The following is a 23,315-nucleotide window of genomic DNA, read 5'->3' on the forward strand; positions in this document are numbered from 1 at the left end:
TGCCATCAGCCAGCAACAATGGCGCGTTGCAGCGCATCGAGATCGAGCGAGGCGGCGCCGACTTTTTGCTCGACCAGTTCCTTAAGAAGGGCCGCCGTTGTCTCGACCGCTAGTTCGATTTGCTCCTCCGTATGACCACAGGTCAGAAAGAAACGAATGCGGGCCAGCCGTTCAGGTACCGCCGGATGAATGATCGGCAAAGCGTTAATACCTGCAGCAAAAAGACGATTGCTGAGTTCAACTGCGCGAAGGGAATCTCCGACGATTACGGGCACCACGGAATGACCGGCACTTGTGCCCGTATCGAGACCCTTCACCCGCGCTTTCTCAAGGAAGAGGAGGCCGTTATCATTCAGCTTCGTGACACGATCCGGGTTGTTGCGCAGCACGGAAAAGCTGGCCATTGCCGCAGCGGCAAGCGGCGGAGCAAGGCCGACGCTATAGACAAAACCGCCGGCATTGGCTTTGAGGATTTCAACCAGCGCTGCACTGCCAGCGATATAGCCGCCACAGCTCGATGACGTCTTGGAGAGCGTGCCCATCCAGATATCGATCTCGCTCGGATCAATACCGAGATGCTCAAACGTTCCTCTGCCCGTTGGCCCAAGTACGCCCAAAGCATGAGCCTCATCCACCATCAGCCAGAACGAGTGATTTTTGCGAAGATCGAGAATGGCGCGAAGATCGGCCACATCACCGTCCATCGAATAGATACCCTCGACGATGACGAGGATATTCCGATAGGCACTTTTGGCATTGGTGAGGACACGCTCGAGATCACGAGCGTCATTGTGTTTAAAGCTCAACCGTTTTGCGCCAGACAGCTGCGTACCGGCAAGCGCGCTATTGTGGATGAATTCATCGTGTATGACCAGATCCTGCGGGCCCATGAGGCAGCTGATCGCCGTGAGGTTGGTGAGATAGCCACTGACGAAACAGACCGCAGCCTCGACACCATAGTTTTCGGCGATGTTGTTTTCCAGCTCCAGATGTAACGGACGCTCGCCCGCGACCAGCCTGCTGGCCGACGCGGAGATGCCGTAGCGGTCTATGGCCGCCTTCGCAGCAGCGTGGACATCTGGATCGGTGTTGGTTGCCAGATAATCGTAAGACGCGAAGTTGATGAGTTTGCGCCCGTCGATCAATGTTTCAGCGCCCGCCGCACATGCGTGGGCGCGGTAGAAGGGGTTTTCCACTCCAGCAAAGCCTGCGATTGCTTTCTGGAGCTGCAGTGTCTTATAGGACGGTAAATCTTCGAAGCGTGTTGCTTTGGGCCGATGAGTAGGAGCTGAAACCCTCTCACTTCGTTTTTCGGTTGCTTGACCGCGCTGCTGCTTCAGCCGCTCCATCATCCCCGACGATAAAAGCGTTCCTGCTGGCTTCCCGCCCGGTCTATCGCCTTCGTTCATGCGACATCCGCCAGCGTTTTTGCATCGACATGTTTCAGTGTTAGACCGGAGAGCAAATCTTCGACCCCATTCTGCGCGCCATCCAGAGATTGTCGATTGTGAAGCTTTTCACGCAATTTGACAACAATGTCACCGACAGTTGTCCCATCTGAAATCGCGCTGAGTGGCAGGTCGATGCCGGTCTTCTGCTCGAAACTGGTGCCAAGCTCCATCGCCATCAGACTGTCCAGCCCGATGTCTCTTAGTACTTTTTCGCGTGTGATGTTTGTTTCAGCCATTTGCAGGATCGAAGAGAGTTCTGCGGCGATGAGGGTGTGCAGAACCTCGTCCATCTCATCGACCGACTTTCCGTCGATCATGGCATAGAGGTCCAGCTGCTCGCCGGCGGCAGCCTGTTGGGCCGTCGGGCTCGTGCCGATTGTCGAAAAGAGCGGTTTCTTCACAATCGTCAAACCGGCAGCGGCAGACCAGTCGATATCGGCAATGATCACTGATCCGCCGTTTATCGTGGCTGGTACCGTCGAAATATATTCCTCGACAAAACGAAGAGCATCGCGCGCCTTCATCGCCGTCTTGCCGATGCGCTTGGACAGGAGTTCGTTGACATCGGCATTGCGGGCCAGAAAACCGGTGTCGGCAATGGCACCGAACCCAACGGCGAGAGCGGGCTTTCCGCGTTGACGACGCGCGCAAGCTAGACCCTCGAGATATCCATTCGCTGCAACGTAATTAGACTGACCGGGATTACCGACCATCGTTGTTGCTGATGAGAAGAGAAGAAACAGATCGAGATCGTCTTGGTCCGTCAGCCGATCCAGAAGTGCCGCACCCTCGACCTTGGTGTGTATGACAGGTCGATTGCGCTCGGGCGTAAGGTTGGCGATCAGGGCGTCGTCTAGCACCATGGCGGCATGGAGAACACCCTTGATCGGTCCGATCTGACGCAAGTCGGTGAGAAGGCTTGCCAGTTGATGCTCATCGGTCACGTCACAGGCATGGACCGACGCCTTCACACCATTGCGCTGCCAAAGTTCTATTGCGTTCTGGGTTGCGAGGTCGGTCATTCCGCTACGGGTGGCGAGCGCGATATGAGAGGCCCCTTTTTCCGCAAGCCAGCTGCCTGCCTCCAGACCGAAACCGCCAATACCGCCGACGACGAGATAGACGCCTGCTGAAAGCTGCAAGGCGCCTCGGCTCTGAGGCAGAACGGAATCCTTCCCCTTCTGGGGTGGGGTAACGATGATCTTGCCGATGTGCCCGGAGCTTTGCATCAGACGGAAAGCAGCAGAAATTTCATCATAGGCGAATGCACGATATGCCAGCGGCTTCAGGAGGTTCTCGGCAAAAAGTCGAGCGATCTCTTCGAATATCCGCTTTGCCGTCGCGGGCGCTTCGACCAGAAGCTGGTCAGCATCGATGCCGAAATAGGAAATGTTCTTGCGGAACGGCCGAAGACCTATCTTGCTGTCCGCATAGTAGTCTCGTTTCCCCAATTCCAGAAAACGACCGAATGGTTTCACCAGTTCAAGGCTACGCTCCATCGCTTCCTGGAACAGCGAATTAATGACGACATCGACGCCCACGCCATCGGTCACATCCATGATGTCGTTGACGAAATGGAGCGAACGGGAATCGAAAACGTGATCAGCACCGAGTGTCTTCACCAGATTGCGCTTTTCATCGGTCCCGGCGGTCGCAATGACAGTCGCGCCTGTGAGCTTGGCGATTTGCAGCGCGGCAAGGCCAACCCCGCCCGCGGCCCCGTGAATGAGAACTGTCTCTCCGGCGCGAAGTCTGCCCAAATCAACAAGCGCATAATATGCGGTGAGGAAGGTCACGGGCACCGTAGCCGCCTCGACCAAACCCATATTGTCGGGAACGCGCGTTACCCCTTCAGCCGCGACGATGACGTGAGTGGAGAACGCGTCAGGCCCGATGCCCATAACGCGGTTGCCCGGTTGCAGATGTTCGACATTCTCGCCAACGGAAAGAACCGTGCCAGAAAACTCCATGCCGATGGTCGCACCGGCAAAGCCATCTTCCAAGGCCTCCTCTGGAAGCATGCCCATGGCCCACATCACATCCCGGAAATTCAGGCCGGTGGCAGCAATCTCGACGACCACTTCATCAGCAGCAGGGGACCGTAACAGGTTCTGCTGCCAGATGATCGTTTCGATCCGTCCCGGCGACTTCTGGATAATCGATGCCGCTTCGTACGAGAGCGTGAGTTGTTCAGCGCGCCCGAATGGACCCGGCACGGCTCTCAGGAACTGGAAGGTGCCGCTTTCAGCATCAAAGCAAAGCTCGCTTTCGCCTTCCGCGTGAAGACTGACGATTTGCTGCAACGCTTCATGCGACAGAAGTGCGCTTGCCATGTCGACAGAAACTACGTCGATTTCGTCATATTCGTTCTGGAGCGCGCGCGCGAAAGCCCAGACACCACTCGAAACCGGATTGACTTCCGCTCCCGTAATGCTGGCACCGCCCGGCGCGATAACGAAAAGTCGAGGTTTTGAGCCGACATTGGAACCAACAGATTGGCGCAGAGCCTCAGCAAGACGGCCAAGGAGATTGACGTGGTTCTGAATGGTCTGAGAGTGATCTGCCGACGACTCATCCACTGCATAGATAATGTCTAACGCTCCGCCCGAGACGCGGCGGATCGCCGCATCGATATCAGCACTGTCATCGACGGAAGCGACATCGATATGAACGTATGCGGCGCCACCCATGTCGAGCGCACCAGCGCCGTTCCACCCGATCGTCAGAAGTGGCCGCAGTGGATGTTCAGCCTTGTGGATTGGAGCCTGATGTCCACGCGCGATCACAACAGACAGAGAGCCCTCCGCAAAATCCTTCGGAACGACCGATGCATCCTCAAAGCCGAGCTGCGCTGACAATTTCATCATTCCGTGAGCCGAAAGCGTTTTCCCGATTGGGAAATCCGAGGTCGCGGCCTGCGCAAACCACCCGGTCTGCAATCCGAACAGAAAATCTGCAAGCACACCATATTGGTGTTCCACGACCAGCAGTTCTGCTCCAGCCGCAGCAATGTGCTTTAGTGATGATCTCAAGACCTCGCTGTCTTGCAGGCGTGAGTAGAAAAAGCCGTTGGCGCTGACTGCGAGATCAATATGGTGAGGTAACTCCGCCTCGTCCAAATCAACCACGCTCACATGCGGATTGCGAGCAAAAGCGGTGCTCAAAGTACTCCTGAGATTTTCGTCATCCTCAAGGATGAAAAGCCGCGCGTCATACTGTTCCGCAAGTGATGCAAGTTTTAAACTGACGGCAACAGATGTCGCTCCGATTTCTACGATGACAAAACCGGGCTTTTCAGCCGATGCCTTTGCCAGAAAGGCCTGCGTGAGATGGCAGGTCTCATCCACGCGCCTGCGCGCAATCTCAAGACTGTTGCGGAAATGATCGAGTGTCGTTTCAGAGTCGCGGTATGCCGAGAGACAGGTAGCTTCACCGTCAGCAGCCAGCGTTTCAAGCGCTCTTAAAACAAAGTGATAATTGTCATTCACGAGTATTGCGGTAGCGCTGCTCGCGGGGAACTCTGCAATCACTTCCCGGATTATCTCATCGAAAGACGGGAGGCCCGAATCTGGCGCAATCTGCCAAAGTCCCGCTTCAAACTGAGCTAGGCCATAATCCTCAAGGACGATGAAGCAATTGGCCAGATATGATTTCAGCTCAGAACGCGACGCCAAAACTGGGTGATCGATGCCGCCGAACGCCTTAAGCACTTTCGATGCGATATCATAACAAGCGCGATAGACGGAGGCGTCGTGAATTAGCGTCTCCGAGCCCGGCTCGATGCTTTCATACGACGGAAGGATATCTGGCAAAATTCTAGCAACGGCGCCTGAGGACCGGCTCGTCACTTTTTCAAAGTGATAGGAAATCGTCTCCAAACTATGGTGGAGCTTAAGGAATGTTCTCCTAAAACGACAATCATCCAAAACAGCAACGAGCTCGCCATCCGCGTCAAAAAGTTCGACGCGAATTTTGAGAGAGTGCGGCGAAAATTTTTGGATATCAATGCGAGCGGAACGAATGTTGCCGGCGTTCGCGCGATAGCGAACGGCCCCAAATCTCACTGGAATATAGGGTGCGCCCGATACATCTCCTGTCAATGTCGAGAAAAGTGCGACCAGTCCGTGGAACGCGGCATCGACCGAAATCGGATTGAGATTGTATGAGAGATAAGGATGTGCAGGTCTAGCGGCTGGAGACAGTTCCATTAGCAAGATCTGCTGCGAAGACGAAATCTGGACGCTTTCAAGTAGGTTGAAAGATGCCCCGTAATCAAGACCAAACTGTCTTGCTGTTTCGTAAGCATCAACCTTGCAAATCTTCGGTACGGCAGACTTATCAGCGTGAACGAGTCCTATGCGACTAATCATCGCCTTCACTGGCTTACGAATTCTCGCAACCGCGTGAATACTCCAGTCGTCTTCGCTCAGATATTCGCGTGAGCGTATTTCGACCTGACCGGTTTCAGACGAGACGATAGTAGAAAGCTCCATTAGCCTGCTGGTGTGCAATTCCAGTGGTCGAATGATTTCGAGATTCATCAGTTCGACGTCTGATGCACTGTAGAGCTCACTCGCCGCGGCAATAACGATTTCGATGAATGCGCTGCCTGGCAGGATTGATTTCCCATCGACGACGTGTTCGGCGATATCCGGAAACAGGTTGGCATCGATATGGTTTTTCCAAGATGTCGATTTTGGATCGGTGCGCCATCCAAGTAAAGTATATTTTTTGGCATTCTGCCCACGGCCGAACAGATTGACGCTGTCCGATGTTTCGGCAGCGCGCAATGGTTCGTTTTCGAATGGGAGGGGTGGCAATGCCACACCAGCAAAACGCTGTGCGCCCGCATCTGCAGGCCATGGAGATACGCCATTGGCAACGGCGGCGGCGACGATATGCGACAGCGGATTATCTTTGCGCGAAGGCCGGGTCAGCGTTGGGACGACAGTGATGGCCGCGCCGCTCTGGCGGGAATTTTCCATCAAATAGGCAGAGAGGATGGACCTCGGCGAAACCTCGATGAAGAGATTGCAGCCTTCGTTGATTGCGGTGGCGGTAGCATCGCTGAAGCGAACGACCTCTCGGACATTATTCCACCAATAGGCACTATCGAGCTTGTCGCCGGTCACAACCTGGCCGGTTACGCTGGAAATAAAATTGATGTCGCCAGTCTTTGCCTCATAGGGCGGCAGTTTAACGAGAAACGCACTCTTCTCCCGATCAATTGCGGAATGATGGAATGGATAGTCAATATCCAGAATGTGAACCGGCACATGGATTTTACGGGCAAATTCCCTATACGCCTGGATTTCAACGGCTGGCCCAGAAACCGTGGCGGACGCTAAAGTGTTGACGGCAGCAAGCTCAATGCCGAGCAGGCGGTGCTTATGCGCGAGCGCCATGGCTTTGTCTGCTGAAATGGCTACGGCTGCCATTTTGCCTTCGCCAGCCAATGCATGTTGGTGGCGGGAGCGGACAGCCACGATGGCAACGGCGTGATCCAGCGACAAAATTCCAGCGCAATATGCGGCAGCGATTTCACCGACAGAGTGACCGAAAACATGGGTTGGTCTGATATTTCTGCTAATCAGGACATCAGAAAGGCTAGCCTGAATTGCGAAGAGAAGGGCCTGTCCCACCCTTGTATCGGCCAGTTCGATTTTGAGGCTTTCCGCTGTCAGCAGCGACAAGAGATCGGTATCGAGCCAAGGCTTGAACGCCGAACAAATCTCGGTAAAGCGGTGCGCGAATGCCGCATCGTGCTGATAGGCATCCAAAGCCATGCCGGCCCACTGGCTGCCATTACCGGCGAATACAAAAGCAGTGCGCGTTTCACCTGTTGGTGCCTCACCCCCCTGGCCCAATGCCGATGGCAGACCAGCCAAATGCTCTTCGATACCCTTGCGCACCGTCTCTGGCGCAGCACTATCAACAGCAAAACGGAATTTGTGATGGGTACGATTGATAGCGGAGGCGACAACGAGTTGATCAAGGTCGGGCCTGTCGCCTTTCAACTCGCGGACATAGCTTTCCAGCAACGACCGGAGCGCAGTTTTCGTGTGCGCACTGACCATGAACGGACCATGTGCAAAAAGGGCGTCTTCCACGCGATAGGCGGGGTCTGAAATTACCACATGAGCGTTGGTGCCGCCGAAGCCGAAGGAATTGATGCCAGCTAGGCGCCGTCTGTCACCACGCGGGATATCGTAGCCGGATCGGTTGACCTCAACGTTGAGGTTTTCGAAATCAATATCTGGATTTAGTATCTCTGCGTGCAGAGATGCTGGAATGAAGTCGTGTTGTAAAGAAAGCATTGCTTTGATCAATCCGAACATGCCTGACGCCGGTTCAGAGTGCCCAAGATTGGACTTGACGGATCCAACCAGTAATCTGGTATCGCGCTTTTGCCCCAATTCGGTTCCGATTGCCCAAAGCTCCGCCGGGTCGCCAACCTTGGTCCCAGTGCCATGACCCTCAATAAATGCGAGATCATTAGGATCAAGACGATGTTGGCTGTAGATCCAACGTAACAGTTCGGCTTGCATCTCCCGTGAAGGAAGAGAAATGCCGTTAGTACGGCCCGACGAGTTTAGGCCGCTAGCAACTATCGTGGCGTAACTGCGATCGTTTTTGACCACAGAATTTTCAGTCGTCCGAAGAACGACGACCCCACCGCCCTCGGACCTTACATATCCTTGTCCGCCCTCGCCGTAGGCTCGACACAAACCTTCCGGAGATAGCATACGGGCTTGCGAAAAACCGATGAACGAAAAAGGATGCGCAAGAATATTGACGCCACCGACAATCGCCGTGTCTATTTCACCGCTTTGAAGGGCGCGCACCGCCTGATCGAGCGCGACGAGAGACGACGAACAGGCCGTATCAATTGTCAGACTGGGTCCGTTCAGACCGAAAACATGCGAGATACGGTTAGATATAATGGAAAGCGTGTTACCCGTCATAAAGTAAGGACCGCCGGCGGCAGGATCCTCCATATAGGTATTTCCGGTATCAAGACTGGATGCCCCAATATAAACGCCTACACGCTCCTTCTGAATCATCTGTAGACTGATCGAGGCGTCCTCTAGGGCACGCCAGACAAGCTGCAACAAAAGGCGCTGCTGAGGATCCATAAACGTCGCTTCTCGCACAGCGAGGCCGAAGACTGCCGGATCAAAGTCATGAATGTCGTCTACTATGCCTGACGCAAAGGTATAAGCCTTGCCGGGAATGCCTGGGACTGGGTGCCAGAAGCGCGCATGCCCCCATCTTTCCTCCGGCACCGTAGTGACCACAGAGCGCTCGTCTTTCAGCAACTGAAAGAGCTCTTCGACATTCCGCGCAGACGGCGTTCGAACGGAGCGGCCGATAATCTCAACTGACATTCACAGATCCATCACACAATCTCTTAACGCCTGAATGCAACATACTAATCCATCGATCAACCTGTAATTTCAGAAGCGCGCACCAGTTCTTACAGTATCTCACGGATTTCTTTTTTCACATATTCAACCGACACGATAGATCATACAATTCATCGGATCGCGACTTTATGAATTGTCACACATCAAGGATTCTTCCATTTCCATAAGCAACGTCGACGCATGCGGTCCCTTCTTCTCCTTCTGCGCAGAAATATATTTCAAGGTGTCACGATGCGCAAACCACGTTCTTTACGTTTATTTAACTCAGGAATGTATGGCCAAGAGAACGCCACCAGAGCGTGTTCGATCTGCAACACTGAGCGTCTCGATGAGCCGATCAGGCATCTAAAAACAGATAAAAGTTTGCCTCCGACGGCGGGCTGGTGCCAAGTACACGTACGATATTGAAGACACCAATCCCGGCGCCTCCCACCGCCGTTTCGTAGTTCGAGTTCAAAGGATTTCATCATGAACATCAAAGGCCTTCTCATTGGCACCGCCGCAGCTCTCGCAAGCGTCACATGCGCACAAGCTGCAGACGCTATCGTGGCTGCTGAACCTGAGCCTTTGGAATACGTCCGTGTTTGCGACGCCTTCGGCACCGGCTTCTTCTACATCCCAGGCTCCGAAACCTGCCTGAAGTTTTCCGGCTACGTTCGTTTCCAGACAGAGTTTGGTCGCGATCGCTCAGGCACATCGGATTGGAACAGCTTCACACGCGCCCAGTTCAACGTTGACACCAAGACGGACACCGAACTCGGCACCGTCCGTGGCTTCATCGAATTTCGCGGGGACGCTGACAATGATGCAGATCGTGGACTTAACGTGCAGCAGGCCTTTATCGAGTTTGGCGGTTTGAAGGTCGGCAAATTCTATAGCGAGTGGGACAATGATCTGAACGGCGAGACAGATATCCTGTCATCGAACACTCTCTTCAACTCCATTGCCTACACCTATGACGCTGGTTCGTTCTATGCCACGCTTTCTGTTGATGAACTTGAAGGCACCTACACGACAAGCGATAACAATGTCGGTGTGACCGGTGTTATCGGTGCGAAACTAGGCGCTGTAACTGCAACAATCGTTGGCAGCTACGACACCGATCTGGAAGATGGCGCCGTTCGCGGTATTCTCTTTGCTGACGTTGGTCCAGGTACGCTCGGTCTTTCCGGTGTGTGGGCATCGGGAGCCAACGCTTACTACGCCGTGTCCGAATGGGCTGTTGCAGCCGAATATGCTATCAAGGCGACCGAAAAGCTGACGATTACGCCAGCTGCGCAGTACCTTGGCAACGTCGGTCCTCGCGGCGTGGATGGTGATGTCTTCGGCGCAGGCATATCTCCGAACGCTGATTTCACCAACAACGATGCATGGACCGCCGGCCTGACGGTTGACTACAAAATCACCGAAGGCCTGACCACAAAGCTCACTGCCAACTACTACGACGAAGACAATCGTGGTGATGAAGTCACAGGTTTCGTTCGCCTCCAGCGTACGTTCTAAGCTGATCAGTTTTGATCGGTGGAAAAGCCCGGCTCAAAAGCCGGGCTTTTTTGTTCGGATAATCTGTCATTTACTCGCCCGAAAAGTCTAGGGGTGATCTAAATGAAGTTCTAAGGGCCAACCATTGGTCGGCTCTTGATCGAAGTTTTACCAGTCGCACACATACGCGCCCTTAATAGTTGCTACAGAACCACGTTATATGTCCGATATCGGACACATTTTATGTTTATTAAATTGCATGAATGTCTGGAAGATGACACGATCGGCGTTGCCGCAATCCATTCTGTTTGCATTGGGGACTTTGGCGACTAGCGGCTTATAATCCATACCGGTGTTTTTTACCGAACACGCTTGCGACTGGAAAACCAAATGAAAACCGAGCTATCAAGTGACCGTACAGCCACACAGGCTGCAGACTTTTTGTCTGCCATGGCAAATGCAAAACGTCTTCACATACTTGGGATTATTGTCCAAGCTGAGATGCCCGTTGGCCAATTGGCCGAGATGGTTAACCTCAGTCAATCTGCCCTGTCTCAGCACCTGTCAAAGCTTCGAAACGCCAAGCTCGTGACGACACGACGTGATGCCCAGACTATTTACTACTCCTGCACTTCATCGGCTGCGATCCAGCTGCTCGCAAGCATTAACGATATTTTTGAGATGCCCAATGGTCCGACAGCAAATATCGCTGTTGCCTAGGCCGGGCAATGTCCCGCTATTATGCTTCTGTTATCGCCGGTAAGTAGTCGACAAAGGCATTTCAGGAATTGTAACGGGCGACCGGAGGTTCCCTGGTCCCAGACTTTCAAAAAATTGAATTAGGATCACAAGCGTACAGTCTGTATCCCATCGATTTCAAAATGCGGCCATCAACGAGCAACACTGACAGAAATGTCCGATTACGGACATACGACCGATGGAGCTCGCTGCGCCTGGCTTCCGCTCCGTACCTGACTTTTGTCATTCCGCTTCGCTATATCTGCCGTATGGCGGTGCTGGTTAAGGTTAAAGCGTAAGCCGGACCTTAAGATCCGCTACTTTTGCCTCTTTTCACTTATCGAGGTCTCCTAATAAAACCCGCCTGCCCTCCTATCTCAGCAGGTTCACTACACTAACTGGCTGACGGCAAATGCCCATCATCGCGTCCGCTTTCGGACACCCCCTGCCCGGCCCTTGCTTACAGGAAGCTCTGACGGCCATACATCCGCCACGCCAATGGCAGACAACGACTCATCGTTCGCAACTCCGTGGCGCGAACGGCTAGGAGATCGTCATTGCTCTTGCCCTCACTGAGGTAATGAGCATGAGCATTCCCCACCAATCATCGATTGCGAATAGGTTGCTTTCAGCGCTGACTCCCGCTGATTTTGCACGTCTTGCCGTGCACCTAGAGTGGTTGGAACTGCCGCGGCGTTTTGAATTGTCTTCTCCAGGCAAAATTGCGAATTATTGCTATTTTTTTGAGCGAGGCGTAGCCTCCGTCGTTGCAAGGGTCGACGGCGGCAGGCAGGCGGACGTAGCCATATACGGTTGTGAGGGAATGTTTCCAACCTCGCCCATCATGCATGTTCCCACTGTTCCGTATTTTGCCTTTATGCAGGTGGCTGGAACTGGCTACAGGATCCTAACCGCCCATCTTTTGCATGCCGCTGAACAGAGTTTTGACCTGCGCTCATTGCTTTTGCGTTTCGCACAGGTCGTGTCTGTACAGACGTCCTTTACGGCGCTCTCCAACGCCACCGACAACATCGAGCAGCGACTGGCGCGTTGGCTCTTAATGTGCGACGACAGATCAGACGGAGAGGTAGTCACTCTCACACACGCATTTATTTCGGAAATCCTCGCGGTCAGGCGACAAAGCGTGACCACCGCGCTGCATGTCCTTGAGGGCCAGCATCTGATTTATGCTGAACGAAACCAGATACGAATCTTAAATAGAGACGGACTCAAGAGTTTTGCGGGTGGCACATACGGACCAGCTGAGGAAGAATACCGGCGGCTTATCAGCCACTTGTAGGACATCACGCAGGCACAGCGTTGAGGAGGGCTTTGGCATTGTGCGAAGGATTGCGTTGCCGTGCCAGTGAACCATCAACAAATGCGGCCAGGTTGGTAAACGCTCGTCGCATCTCTCTTAAAGCAAAGCTCAATATCCTCCCGTCAGGAAAATACTTCCTCCGGTCATAAAGCTGCAAGCTTGCGACAATAGGAAAATTGCAGAACCTGCCATCTCCTTAGGCTGGCCTGCGCGCCCCATTTAGTTGAGCGTGCGATCGTAATCCTCCCACGTCTGCGGATAGGCGTCGCGCCGGGGAGCATTTCGGTCAGTGTCGATCAGGCCCGGCTCATGGGTATTGAGCAAGACATTATCGCACGCATAGTCGCGGGCGTGGCTCTGGATCAAATTGGAGGGTCTTAGAAAAATGGATGCAGCACTGAAGGATATGCTGGACAAGCCCGATGAAATGGGTCGTCCGGAAAAGCCAGTGGCGAATACAGAGATCGAAGAATTTAAACGCTCTGAAGGCGTCACCCTTCCAGATTCGCTTAGAAGTTTCTGGTTAAAGTACGGAAGTCGCGACCTTAACAGCAAGAAGATTTTTGCTTTCAAGACGCAAGTCATTTTCCCAGATGGACAAAAGAAGAAAGCCGACGTCAATGCGATCGCCAGTCCCGGCAAAATGATCGACGCGCGTCAACGTTACATTGATCCGCTACATGGAAACTCCGGTGAACGACCGCCTACAGGGCTTTACCCGCTCACATTCGATAGCGGTTATGGCCACTGCCTACTCGATCTGAACGCAGATACCCATGGACGTATTCTTTACATCGTAGTCAAAGCCAAGACCTTCGGCGATGCCAGTTATGGTTGGGATCAAGTCGGAACAGTCGCGAAGGACTTCGATGAATTCCTGGCTGGTTTGACTCCTGATTATCTCTGACTTTGGAGAAGGAACAGCGTTTCTGGACACCTATGCACAACTAAGTGCGGTCGCAAAAAAACATAGCGAGCATATCATCTCGACCGCGTTTGAAAACTGCTCTCCCTAACCAGGCAGGCGAAAATCGACCACCTCATATTGTTCCCGATCTAGTGAAACCACTGTCCGCGATTTACTGAACCGACTGCCTCACTCGTCCGAAATACGCATCATGCCTTCTAGCCGGACGGTATGGATCGAAGGGTTGAATAACCTTGAGGCCTTGGCAGTTTGGGGCGCCTTTATCATCGTCGGCGCCCCACCCCATGGGGATGGCAATGGTGGCCCAGCCCGGGTTCTGGCCCAAGTCTGACGTCGTCATTTACGTACTAGGATTTGGTCACTCAGACACACAAAGCACCGCCGGGCTCAGCAGACCCATGGGCTGCAAGGTCCGCACAAGGACTCAAGAGTAGATTTTTGCTCATGAGAGTGGGAGCAGACATGGTTGCGGGAACTTGGGGCAGTACGGTTACGATAGAACTGAAGGGCGAACGAAGATCTTTCGCGCGCATTACCACGAGCAGGGATGCGGCATCTTATTTGGTAGATCAATGGCCCGGGCAGTTCGACAGCGCCTATAAAGATGCAATTCTGATCTGCACCAAGGCACTGCGAGGAGAAATTGACGACAGGCTTGCACTAGTCAAGTTTGTTGAAGCTGCGACAGTCTCAGGTTTGCGATACATGAACAGCCCGCATCCGCGCCAAGTCGATGACGAATTTGAGATCGACTTGATCGAAGCCACCAAACAGTCGCTGGCGAATGATAACTACGTGCCATCGCCTTAAATACAATGCGCATATAAAGCGTCTTGAACGGGCCGCCTAATCCGTTCAGGTCGAAAGCCCGCCGTCCTGCTGACAACGGCGGGCTTTCTCACTCTAGACAACTGGACTGCCAACACATTTAAATTTTAACGTGGCTATCGGGCCTGACCCTGCGATGTGCCGCCTCTTTGTCAGTTCCTAACCAATCTTTTCGTTGTGACGGCAGAACCACTGTCCGGTTGCTGAAACAAGGCCATGGATTATGATTTTGGTCGACCACGGACGAATATCCCGAGAGCAAGCATTTGCCCCCAACTGAAGCGCACCAGTCCTTCGGTCGTCCTGCCACAGACTGGGCGCAACTAAAAATTTTAAGAAGAGTATGATTAAACGAGAGGTGAGGTTTGGGTAGGCGTAGTTGGCTATGGACGTTTTACGTATCGATAAAAAAATCATTTGTACGCGACTTTAGTATCCCTTTGCTGGGTGTGCTCGCCATCATAGGCACTTGGCATCTGATTGTTCAGTGTTTTGCAATACCCCCCTACTTCCTGCCACGTCCCCAAACCGTTTTTGAAACGCTGATCGCTGATCGCGATGTACTTTTCCCAGCGCTCTCGCGCACTGCCGTAAATACGCTTTGTGCACTTGGTCTGTCTGCCTTGGCAGGAGTAGTTGTCGCAATCCTTGTTGCAAGTTCACGGATACTTGAGTTGTTCGTTTCTCCAGTACTGATATGTCTTCAGGTGACGCCAATTGTGGCACTTGCACCACTGATTCTTGTTTACGCTCCGAGCGAAAAAAGCGCGCAACTGTTCTGTGCTTTTCTGGTGTCCTTCTTCCCAATATTCGCCAACACGCTTCGCGGCCTGAAATCGATAGATCGCGACCAGTATGACATGGTCTCCCTCTACACAGGGTCGCGACTAACGATAATGCGCGTTCTGCAGATTCCAAGCGCACTTCCAGGCTTTTTCGCTGGCCTCAAGATAAGCGGCGGCCTAGCACTTGTCGGTACCATCGTCGCAGAGTTCACGGCAGGCTCGGCGGGGCCGGAAGCAGGTCTGGCGTTTCGGCTGATCGAGGCACAGTACCGATTGAATATGCCGCGTCTCTTTGCAGCGATTGTCCTGCTAGCACTCTTGGGCTCTGCGGTGATCGGAGCTCTGGCCTTTGCGGATCGTATCGTCCTTCGCCATTGGCACGCGATGACCAAGCAGCTGTCACCCTGAAATCAGATAGCACGATCGTTTGCTCTGATGCGCAGGAAAGTGAGAACATATTCGTTAATCTAACCGATGAAAGGTCGTGTTGCTAAAGAGACCCCAGATATATAAAGTTTGTGTGACATCAGTCGATGCCTGCATGGTGGCGGTCGGCTGACGTTCGTAGGCTGAAAGCAAAGAGCGAGGTGAGTTTGTTTGCGCGTGGCCATCACTTTGATATATCAAACGGATGATTGATTCTCAGGACATGTCTAGCTTCATTCACAAAGTCCAGCGTCGTGTGGCCGAGGCGATCCTTTTGCTGGGAGGACCGAGCGTCGTAGTTCTTGTCTGCATCCAGATGTGGTGGGGTCGCATGAGTGCGACGGATGGCAACGCGACGGCGGACCATGATTCAGTAAGTTTTTATCTCCTGAACGGTATTGCAATCTCGATCAGCCTTTGTGCGCTTGCGATTAGCGCGACCACAATGTGGCGCCTAGTCGCATCCTTGCGCACTAAGCATACGAACCGGTCGACCTGAGGACGGCTTGGATCACACAGCAGCTTGCTAGGCCACAAAAGGGTACCGGCGCCATAACGGTCATCCATGAAAGCCTAGGAACGACAGTAGCGCCTAATGATGATGCGGCTTTGAAAAACACATCCTGCGCGATATCGAACGACAGACTTTCGTATCGATGCCTTCCTCAACCTTTGAACTGTTCATCGGGTACAATGAGCCAAAACAGCTGGACGAGATCGTCCCACGTCCTAACCAAATCCTCCCAAGCGGCAATGGCCTGACCGTAGGCGTAAATTGTCATAAGCGTGATAGCGAGCAATACCAGCCACGGCCAGATTGCGCGCCGCCGCTGCTGCTTTTTGCTGACATCGTCCTCTAATCCTCTCAATTCCTAAACTCCACTTCATGCCACCTGACGTGTTCATAAGATTGTCAGTCTATAGCGGGTACTAGCCTTCGCAAGAACCGAGCACTTTTAACGAGCGAGACTACGAGCGTCATGTACGATGACGATAAGGCTTGTTCTGCATACAGAACACAGGCCGGTTTTTCTGCAGCAGAGATGTTCCGGCCGACAGTTGCTCTGGAAGAGTTGTCCACGCAAGGCTGTGCCTCAGTTTCAAATACAATTTCGGCTCGAACTTGACAGCGGTGGGAGGTAAGGCACTCTTTTGTCTTTACAGAGGGTTCTGATGGACAAAATTCTTTACGCTGTCGGCTTTGTCGGTGGCGCTTGGTTGCCTTGGTCTTGCTTACGATCAACGTTCAGACTGGATCCATCAACTACGGACTTCTAGCGATTTTGGGTACCTTGGGCTATACAAGCCCAGCGATCGCGGATTTCGTGCTGATCGCCACTTCTGGGAGAATGGGACCGAACTAAAGGCAATCGAGCGACAGGCCGTGCTGTTTTCTGAGGTAATCTCAAAAAGGCAGGAAAGGTAGGTGGCAGTTCCAACTAAGAAGGCGAACGATGTTTGCCATTGATACGCAAACAGATACCGAGCATCTGCGCCCCTGTTTCGTATAGCTCAGGAACCATCTGATCGAAAAAGACAAACCCGTTGTGGTGATCCCTACGATCGTCACAATCATGGCAAAGATTGTGTTCACCGTTTGCAAAGCGCGGATTCGTCAACCCTTGGACCGCGTTATCGCAGACTTGCCGAATGCTATATAGACAGGTACGATGTCGAATAAGTCTAAAGGCCACGATCGGGCTTTTCTCGACAGCGCGCACATGAAGTGCCAGGTTAAGAGCAACGCGCTAGCGTCTGTTATCTCCCCTGCTTTGTTGCCAACCCTACTCCCTTGCACGTGAATTGCGTATCGAATGCACGGCTTATGTCGAGTGTCCCCTCCACCAGTCCAACTTTAACCAACTCCTGAAAGAAAAGCGTGTATCGCTGGCTGCTTAGACAACCAATGCCTTTGTCGAGAGCTTCACCGCTATCGACTAGACCGAATTGTTTGATCTTCGATGTCGCATATTCAATATGCCCGTCAGTCATGTCGGGATTAGTTGCCTTTATCAGGCTGTTGGCAACAGTGTTATCGCCGTACAAATAGTTGTACCAGCCTTCAATTGAAGCATCGATAAAGCGCTGCACCAGTTCGGGCTTTGTTTCAATGAGGTCTCGTTTCGTGGTGATGAGGGTCGCGTAAGGCTTGTAGCCAGCATCCGCCAGCAGGAATACCTGCGGTTCGACACCCATAGCTTTACGGACTTCATAGGGCTCGGATGTTATGAGACCTTGCAGCGCGGAATCTTTGTTAGATAGGAACTGCACCGGACTCCAGTTATAGGGCCTGTATTGCGCATCGGAAAAACCACTGTAGTTCGATTTAATCCATTCGAAATAGCCAGAAAAACCACCCTGTGTCATAAAAATGGTTGTGAGCTCGGAGAGATCAGCCAACTTTCGGAGATTTTTGCCTGGATGAGCGATAAGGACTTGCGGGTTTTTCTGATAAAAGGCTGCGACGTCAACAAGCGGGATGCCCTGACCGACGCCGAGAATTTGCTCCTGCTGCGTTCCCAGATAAAAATCGACTTTTCCAGAGAGCAATAACGACCGGTTCTGGGTACCAGGCCCCCCTTGGAGGATTTCGACGTCGAGATTGTACCGAGCATAGGTGCCGTCTGCCACGGCCTGGTAAAAGCCGCCGTGATCGGCTTCTGCAAGCCAGTCGGTCGCAAAACGAATGCGGTCCAATTCAGACGCCTGAGATTGCGCAGTCACGAGGAGCCAGACGCTCAACAAACATGTTTTTAGCGATAGATGCATAGATACGAGACACTTTTTACAGACACTGTAAGGCAACGGATCATTTGGCGGTCAGGTCGCCCGGACAGATACCTAGCAATGAGTAAAACATGTCGCGCGCCCCCCCCCCCCACTGGCTGTCGGCTTCAAGATCATGGCGCATCAGCGGCTCTATCACTTCAACACTCGCTCTACCATAGGACATCGAGCGTTCTCACCGCAAAAGCTGGTCGCTTTGATTTCGCTTGCATAACGTTCTTCGACTTGCCCTACTATCGTCATCCAAGGCCTTTTCTTCTGAAGACACGCAGCACGCCACCGGGCCCTAAGACTGTTGATGCAGTCCGCGCGCACGGTCGTCGCGGACTGAATGTTGATTTGCCGAAACTAGAGAAGTCCCGGATCACAGACCGGAGTACAGCTGCAAAATGCCTTCACTTTGCTTATTTGCGATCTGTAGGCTTTGGACCGCAAGCTGTTGCTGGGTCTGCAAAGCAGCCAATCGCGCAGACGCTTCTTCCATATCGGTATCGACCAGACGGCTGATCCCACTGTCGACCTCATCCATAAGCTTGCTATTAAGGTCTCGCTGCAGGTCTACGCGGGTCATGAGTGAGCCAAGGACTGCTCCAGCTCGCGTGATCTCGGACGACACGATTTCGATGTAACCTGAATAGACGGCGATAAGTTCAGGGTTCTGCGAAATATCGATATCCATAAAATTCATCTCGGGTATGGGTTCGATATTAACGGTAATCCCAGTGAAGCCAATAGATGTTCGCATTCCAGACAAGCGGTCGACGGCCTTATCGGATCGGACAGAAATCATGTTCGCCGCGCTGTCCTCGATGATCACGTCTGGCCAATCTGAACTCATGAGCGATTTAAGAAGGGTTACCATTTCAGGCGCGGTTTCAACCTTGCCTGTGTCTTTACCGAGCAAACTGTTCACATAGGTTCTGTCGAAGCTGTAGTGTTTTGATGGCGCGCCGTTTACGCTAAAATCAAAATCGATTTTGACGCCATCTCTGTTGTCGCCATCAGTGTAGACTTCGAACGGCACAAAGTTCAGGTTCATCCCTGAACCACGCATGCCGAAGTGCGTCGGCGTATTTGCAAGACCGGCAGCGCTTACATTTGCGACGAGATTGGAGATCTGAATGGACGAGCCATCAAGGCCAGAACCCTCACGCGTTGAAAGCTGGATTCTGTTAGGAATCAGGTCGCCTTTCCAGTCTCTTAGTAACGAGGCAGACGCACCGGTACCAGCCGTGCCAAGTGCGGTTTGCAGCACTGATGCGTATTCCTGGTAGGTTGAAATGATCCCGTTTTTGGTCGGCAAGACAGAATCCACCAGTCCCCTGTTTATGGTGACTTGGCTCGTCTTTCCGGGATGATAGGGGGGATCAAGGTCAGACGGATTTTCAGTATCAACCGTGACATCGAATTGAATGGTATCGCCTGCCGCGAACGTGATGGGGCCGGTGAAGTCGAACGTAAAGCGACCATTTGTGCCGCTTACGGTGTTGGTGGGAAACATATGGACCTGGCCCTGATTGTCCATATAGGTGTCATGAATTCGAACACCACCAATTGTTTTTAGTTTCCGCGTATCAGCCTGCAGAATTCCACCACCATTTTCGTTGAACAGTGAGACTTCAGATAGGTGAAGATCAGTTCTTGCAATCGATACGGTCCCTTTCTCGCGTATGAAAGCCGAGGTCAGCGATGTCCTGTTAAGGTCACTATCATTGATGTCGGCGATATCTGTGCTGAGCCAATTGACGCCATTAAAGCTAGCAGCGGACGCAATACCCATCACTTGTTGCTTCAGTTGATCGAGCTCAAGCTGGATCTGCGACCTGTTCACGCTGGTCTCGCGTGCTGTGACCAGCTTCGCCTTAAATTCGGTGAGCACCTCGCCAACTGATTCGATCCCGGCATAAGCAACCTCGACGGTCTGGGCGCCGAGCTCGAGAGAATCGGATGCTGCTTCGCTTGCCATTCTATCGGACCGCATGGTCGTCGAGATTGCCCAATAGGCGGCATTGTCAGAAGCGGATTTCACTCTCAAGCCGGAGCTAACTTGTTCTTGAACCGAGTTAAGATCCGACCCCAGCGAACGCAAGGTCTGCAACGCAGCCATTGCGCTGGTATTTGTCAAAATGCTCGTCATATATGTCCGTCCGAACGCGTAAGGCTAGCCATCAGCCTGTCAAAACGGGCTGCTCAGTTTCGCTAGCTATGGTTGAACATCGAACGGTTAACCCGGAAGGGTGCCCGCAATCATGGCGGGACCGCCGTCAGCGACAAGTGTGTCGCAAGACGCGCCATTGTTGTTGCCGAACCTGCAACCATGAATGGCTTTGTGTGACATGTTTTGCATCGCACACGGTTAACAAAACGTCAATAATTAAAGTGTTTGACAGTGGTTTAAACCGAAGTTGTGTTTGCTGAAGTTACCCGTGAACCGACCGAATGACAGCGCGGGCAACGGCGTCGAGCTCAGGAACGAAATCGCCTATGACTTTTTTGATCATTGCTTCGATCATATCGGCAGAACCAACGTCGATGATCTCGACCGAATTCTTATGTAGGAACCTGGAATAGCGAGACTGCAGAGCGCCCTGCGGGAACCGCACTCGTATGAGGCCAGCAGCCCTTGCTTGATCTTCAATATTTTCGATCAAGCGCTCTCTAAATTCCAGATCGTGCAGTGGCCCTACCTCCGCCACCAGACGTAAGTAACCGGATTTGCTGGCTGCAGCCATGCGAAATTCGATCCAAACAGCCAACGGCAACCCAGCCCACCAGCGCTCACATCCAGCCCATCGACTGCCGTGTTTGGAAAACCGGTCTTCCCAACTGCGGGGGATAAAGCTGACAACGTGCTTTTTTCGAACTGACCCGATAATAGAGAACCCATTAATATCAACAAGATTCGGTCTTGCCGCAGAGTCTCCAAACACGCGGTCCACGCCAGCATCGAAGCTTTCGACTTTTCGGTCCTTGACAAACTCGAGCAGAGCTTTGTTATTCCGGTGAAGCAAACGGACAATGCCCTCAATTTCGGCGTGCTTTTTAACCATATCATTTCTCGTTTTGCGACTGAATTCCTACACCAGGGCGGCTATACCGATAGGATGACTTGCGAGTTCCGTCAACATCCATAAGCAACAAGACAGTCAACTCTGGGATGAAGTTTTGTAGGAGCAGGAGTGGAGCACGTTTCAGAAGAAAGATGGGATAGCGCGGATCGGATCGCTATTCACAGGTTCATTTTCTTTTCGCAGCTCTGCAAGGCCGGCAACGTTATCATCGCCCGTTTCCTTCAGCTTCGACTCAGCACCCTCTGCGAGTGTCACGCAGCTCTCTTGCGCCGCCGAAACATTCGGCTTGAGCAACGCTGGGCGTCCCACAATTGACGAGAAAACTGCGACTTGCGCCAGGTGAGAGATGTCTATGGCAGACAGGGCACGCATCATCTGTTTCGTGTATCTGGTTTGCAACTGACACAAGTGCCGCTGCGATCGCGTTTGCTTGGCATTCGGCATCGGCTCGCTCACGTTCGGCGGTCGTCCGTTCCGCTGGTCGCATCTCACAAAGCGCGATCGTCGCATCAGGCTGAATCCACTCCACCTGCGTTCGAAATCGCGATGGCCGGCTCGGCTTCCTGAAGATTCAGGATCGCAAAGATCTTCGTGAGCTGTCGGGTTGTTTTTAAGTCAGCGGCCGCCTGAATGATAATCGTTTAGAGCTGAGCAGTTCGTTGTCGCAATTAGATTGGCAGGTCCGACGAAGGCCGTCTCGCGATCTTTGCTTTACGCAACGTAACAAATAGCCAGTGACTGAAAGATTAAACAAAAATACTCTGACATCTTTATTTTAGTCATCCTTCATGCAAATCTGAGGACATCAGCGTATTTGTATTTCCAAAAAAAGGAGGAATGTTTGCATTCAGACCCAACCGGAAATATCAACATCATTTCACTTGGGCAGGCCATGGGATTTTATAATTGGGATGTCCTCGAAAACAGACTGTATGGCGATTCATATCTTGCTGAGCTATATGGGTTGCCTAGAGAAGATCTCGCCAAAGGCATGCAAGTCGAGAAGATTTTTTCAATCATTTTAGAAGAAGATCGCCCTTCAATTGCTGCTAACATCCATCGAGCGATTTTGACAGGGGAAGCGTCCAACGGCCAGTTTCGGGTTCTGCATCCTAACGGAGCTGCTCGTTCGCTCATAGCGTTCGGTCGCTGTCTCCGCGACGAAACGGGTATTCCGACATTCTACACAGGGGCGGTGCTGGACGCGAGCTCCTCAGTTAAGTCACACACGACCGATCCGCTGCAAGCATATTGCAGAGCTGCACTTGCTGTTGCCGAGGGACGCGGCAACGAATTAGCTGCTCGCTATCTCTCGTCCGCAATAAAGGCAGCTCTATAGCTAAACGCACAAGCTCGAGCAGGCTTACGGGAGGTAGGACTGGGCAGACTTTTGAATAAATGAGCTGATTCTACGCAACGATGCAGCGTACACACTGTTAGATGAGGGGCTCTTTCATGAGGATAAGGCTCTAACCGTTCAGAGGTGCCCAGAATTCCAGTCCTGAAACCATGCGAAAATGTCGATTGAATGGTACCTACCACCGCTTCCGCGTCGCATGATCTCACAACAATCCCCGAAACTATTCCCGACGCTATGCTGGACGCATCTCCGGTTGCAAAGACGATGGGTGCTGTAAGCCGCAATACTCTTGCGCGACTCGCATGCTCTGGACCAGACGCGCCCGTCAAATTGACATACGGGGTAAAGTTCCCAAGGCTGCCGTCGCCCCTTCTGCTCTGACTGTCTCGTCCACGATTAACCTGCCTGACGGATCTCGTCCGTGTTCATTCGGATCAACCCTCATCCCCCACGAGCAGCACCGTCAATTGTGCGGTGACCTGGTGCAAACGGAACGACAGCCTGAAGCAGGCTTTAGTTTGTGCTGTGCCTCCACAAGAATGGCGAGTTGTTTGCCCTTCTCCAAATTAGATCGAAATTTTGGCGCAAGTGTTTGGCGAGTATAGGTTTTCGACAGGAGCTAAACGCCTGCGTCAAGTTCACCGCCTCGGACAATCGAATTTTCCGTATACCCGGAGGTAAATAGACAGCAATGTTGGGAAGACGCTCACG

General features: G+C 52.6%; 13 protein-coding genes and 2 pseudogenes. 7 read left to right on the top strand and 8 right to left on the bottom strand.

The annotated features are described in order from the left end of the window. Positions 1-5: 5 nt before the first annotated feature. Positions 6-1,409: an aminotransferase class I/II-fold pyridoxal phosphate-dependent enzyme gene (locus tag ABUK73_RS21055; protein WP_353578982.1), complete on the bottom strand. Its 1,404-nt coding sequence runs from the start codon at positions 1,407-1,409 to the stop codon at positions 6-8. Further along, positions 1,406-8,839 (bottom strand): SDR family NAD(P)-dependent oxidoreductase, encoded by a 7,434-nt coding sequence (locus ABUK73_RS21060; RefSeq protein WP_353578983.1) that lies wholly within the window; start codon positions 8,837-8,839, stop codon positions 1,406-1,408. Before ABUK73_RS21060 ends, ABUK73_RS21055 begins: the two co-directional genes overlap by 4 nt. A gap of 507 nt (positions 8,840-9,346) precedes the next feature. Here ABUK73_RS21060 and ABUK73_RS21065 point away from each other — a divergent pair. The 3 genes from ABUK73_RS21065 to ABUK73_RS21075 all read left to right on the top strand — a co-directional run bounded on the left by ABUK73_RS21065 (position 9,347) and on the right by ABUK73_RS21075 (position 12,398). Then, complete coding sequence (locus ABUK73_RS21065) at positions 9,347-10,381, top strand: porin (RefSeq protein WP_353578984.1); 1,035 nt, start codon at positions 9,347-9,349, stop codon at positions 10,379-10,381. 369 nt (positions 10,382-10,750) lie between these two features. Then, positions 10,751-11,080: an ArsR/SmtB family transcription factor gene (locus ABUK73_RS21070; protein ID WP_353578985.1), complete on the top strand. Its 330-nt coding sequence runs from the start codon at positions 10,751-10,753 to the stop codon at positions 11,078-11,080. A 604-nt stretch (positions 11,081-11,684) separates the two neighbouring features. Continuing rightward, positions 11,685-12,398, top strand: a complete 714-nt coding sequence (locus tag ABUK73_RS21075) for a Crp/Fnr family transcriptional regulator (RefSeq protein ID WP_353578986.1) — start codon at positions 11,685-11,687, stop codon at positions 12,396-12,398. 129 nt (positions 12,399-12,527) lie between these two features. Here the strand turns inward: ABUK73_RS21075 and ABUK73_RS23395 are convergent, their stop codons facing one another. After that, positions 12,528-12,638 (bottom strand): SDR family oxidoreductase, encoded by a 111-nt coding sequence (locus tag ABUK73_RS23395; RefSeq protein ID WP_454892403.1) that lies wholly within the window; start codon positions 12,636-12,638, stop codon positions 12,528-12,530. A 166-nt stretch (positions 12,639-12,804) separates the two neighbouring features. On the opposite strand from ABUK73_RS23395, the gene ABUK73_RS21085 reads away from it, so the two are divergent. The 3 genes from ABUK73_RS21085 to ABUK73_RS21095 all read left to right on the top strand — a co-directional run bounded on the left by ABUK73_RS21085 (position 12,805) and on the right by ABUK73_RS21095 (position 15,368). Beyond that, positions 12,805-13,326 (top strand): SMI1/KNR4 family protein, encoded by a 522-nt coding sequence (locus tag ABUK73_RS21085; RefSeq protein WP_353578987.1) that lies wholly within the window; start codon positions 12,805-12,807, stop codon positions 13,324-13,326. 483 nt (positions 13,327-13,809) lie between these two features. Continuing rightward, positions 13,810-14,157, top strand: coding sequence for a DUF982 domain-containing protein (locus ABUK73_RS21090; RefSeq protein WP_353578988.1), 348 nt, complete (start codon positions 13,810-13,812; stop codon positions 14,155-14,157). A gap of 467 nt (positions 14,158-14,624) precedes the next feature. Then, positions 14,625-15,368, top strand: a complete 744-nt coding sequence (locus ABUK73_RS21095; RefSeq protein WP_353579030.1) for an ABC transporter permease — start codon at positions 14,625-14,627, stop codon at positions 15,366-15,368. Between the two features lie 1,776 nt (positions 15,369-17,144). On the opposite strand, the gene ABUK73_RS21100 is transcribed toward ABUK73_RS21095, so the two are convergent. The 5 genes and pseudogenes from ABUK73_RS21100 to ABUK73_RS21115 all read right to left on the bottom strand — a co-directional run bounded on the left by ABUK73_RS21100 (position 17,145) and on the right by ABUK73_RS21115 (position 21,688). Further along, positions 17,145-18,083 carry an ABC transporter substrate-binding protein gene (locus ABUK73_RS21100; RefSeq protein ID WP_353578989.1) on the bottom strand — a complete coding sequence of 313 codons (939 nt, stop codon included), beginning with the start codon at positions 18,081-18,083 and terminating at the stop codon, positions 17,145-17,147. Between the two features lie 454 nt (positions 18,084-18,537). Next, positions 18,538-18,777 (bottom strand): annotated as a pseudogene (locus ABUK73_RS23400) (flagellin); the annotation flags it as partial. 1,140 nt (positions 18,778-19,917) lie between these two features. Beyond that, positions 19,918-20,310 (bottom strand): annotated as a pseudogene (locus tag ABUK73_RS23405) (flagellin N-terminal helical domain-containing protein); the annotation flags it as partial. 283 nt (positions 20,311-20,593) lie between these two features. After that, positions 20,594-21,223 carry a hypothetical protein gene (locus tag ABUK73_RS21110; RefSeq protein WP_353578991.1) on the bottom strand — a complete coding sequence of 210 codons (630 nt, stop codon included), beginning with the start codon at positions 21,221-21,223 and terminating at the stop codon, positions 20,594-20,596. A 141-nt stretch (positions 21,224-21,364) separates the two neighbouring features. Next, positions 21,365-21,688 carry a hypothetical protein gene (locus tag ABUK73_RS21115; protein WP_353578992.1) on the bottom strand — a complete coding sequence of 108 codons (324 nt, stop codon included), beginning with the start codon at positions 21,686-21,688 and terminating at the stop codon, positions 21,365-21,367. A gap of 397 nt (positions 21,689-22,085) precedes the next feature. On the opposite strand from ABUK73_RS21115, the gene ABUK73_RS21120 reads away from it, so the two are divergent. After that, the gene (locus ABUK73_RS21120) at positions 22,086-22,583 is read left to right on the top strand and encodes a PAS domain-containing protein (RefSeq protein WP_353578993.1); all 498 of its coding nucleotides are present in this window, start codon (positions 22,086-22,088) and stop codon (positions 22,581-22,583) included. The last annotated feature ends 732 nt before the right edge of the window (positions 22,584-23,315 follow it).

The organism is Agrobacterium vacciniicorymbosi (genome assembly GCF_040427045.1).
Lineage (GTDB): Bacteria > Pseudomonadota > Alphaproteobacteria > Rhizobiales > Rhizobiaceae > Agrobacterium.

Coding starts and splice junctions, on each gene's coding strand:
- ABUK73_RS21075 (WP_353578986.1), top strand. CDS start 11,685: ATGAGCATTCCCCACCAATCATCGATTGCGAATAGGTTGCTTTCAGCG.
- ABUK73_RS21090 (WP_353578988.1), top strand. CDS start 13,810: ATGGTTGCGGGAACTTGGGGCAGTACGGTTACGATAGAACTGAAGGGC.
- ABUK73_RS21085 (WP_353578987.1), top strand. CDS start 12,805: ATGGATGCAGCACTGAAGGATATGCTGGACAAGCCCGATGAAATGGGT.
- ABUK73_RS21115 (WP_353578992.1), bottom strand. CDS start 21,688: ATGCCGAATGCCAAGCAAACGCGATCGCAGCGGCACTTGTGTCAGTTG.
- ABUK73_RS21065 (WP_353578984.1), top strand. CDS start 9,347: ATGAACATCAAAGGCCTTCTCATTGGCACCGCCGCAGCTCTCGCAAGC.
- ABUK73_RS23395 (WP_454892403.1), bottom strand. CDS start 12,638: ATGGGGCGCGCAGGCCAGCCTAAGGAGATGGCAGGTTCTGCAATTTTC.
- ABUK73_RS21070 (WP_353578985.1), top strand. CDS start 10,751: ATGAAAACCGAGCTATCAAGTGACCGTACAGCCACACAGGCTGCAGAC.
- ABUK73_RS21060 (WP_353578983.1), bottom strand. CDS start 8,839: ATGTCAGTTGAGATTATCGGCCGCTCCGTTCGAACGCCGTCTGCGCGG.
- ABUK73_RS21110 (WP_353578991.1), bottom strand. CDS start 21,223: ATGGTTAAAAAGCACGCCGAAATTGAGGGCATTGTCCGTTTGCTTCAC.
- ABUK73_RS21055 (WP_353578982.1), bottom strand. CDS start 1,409: ATGAACGAAGGCGATAGACCGGGCGGGAAGCCAGCAGGAACGCTTTTA.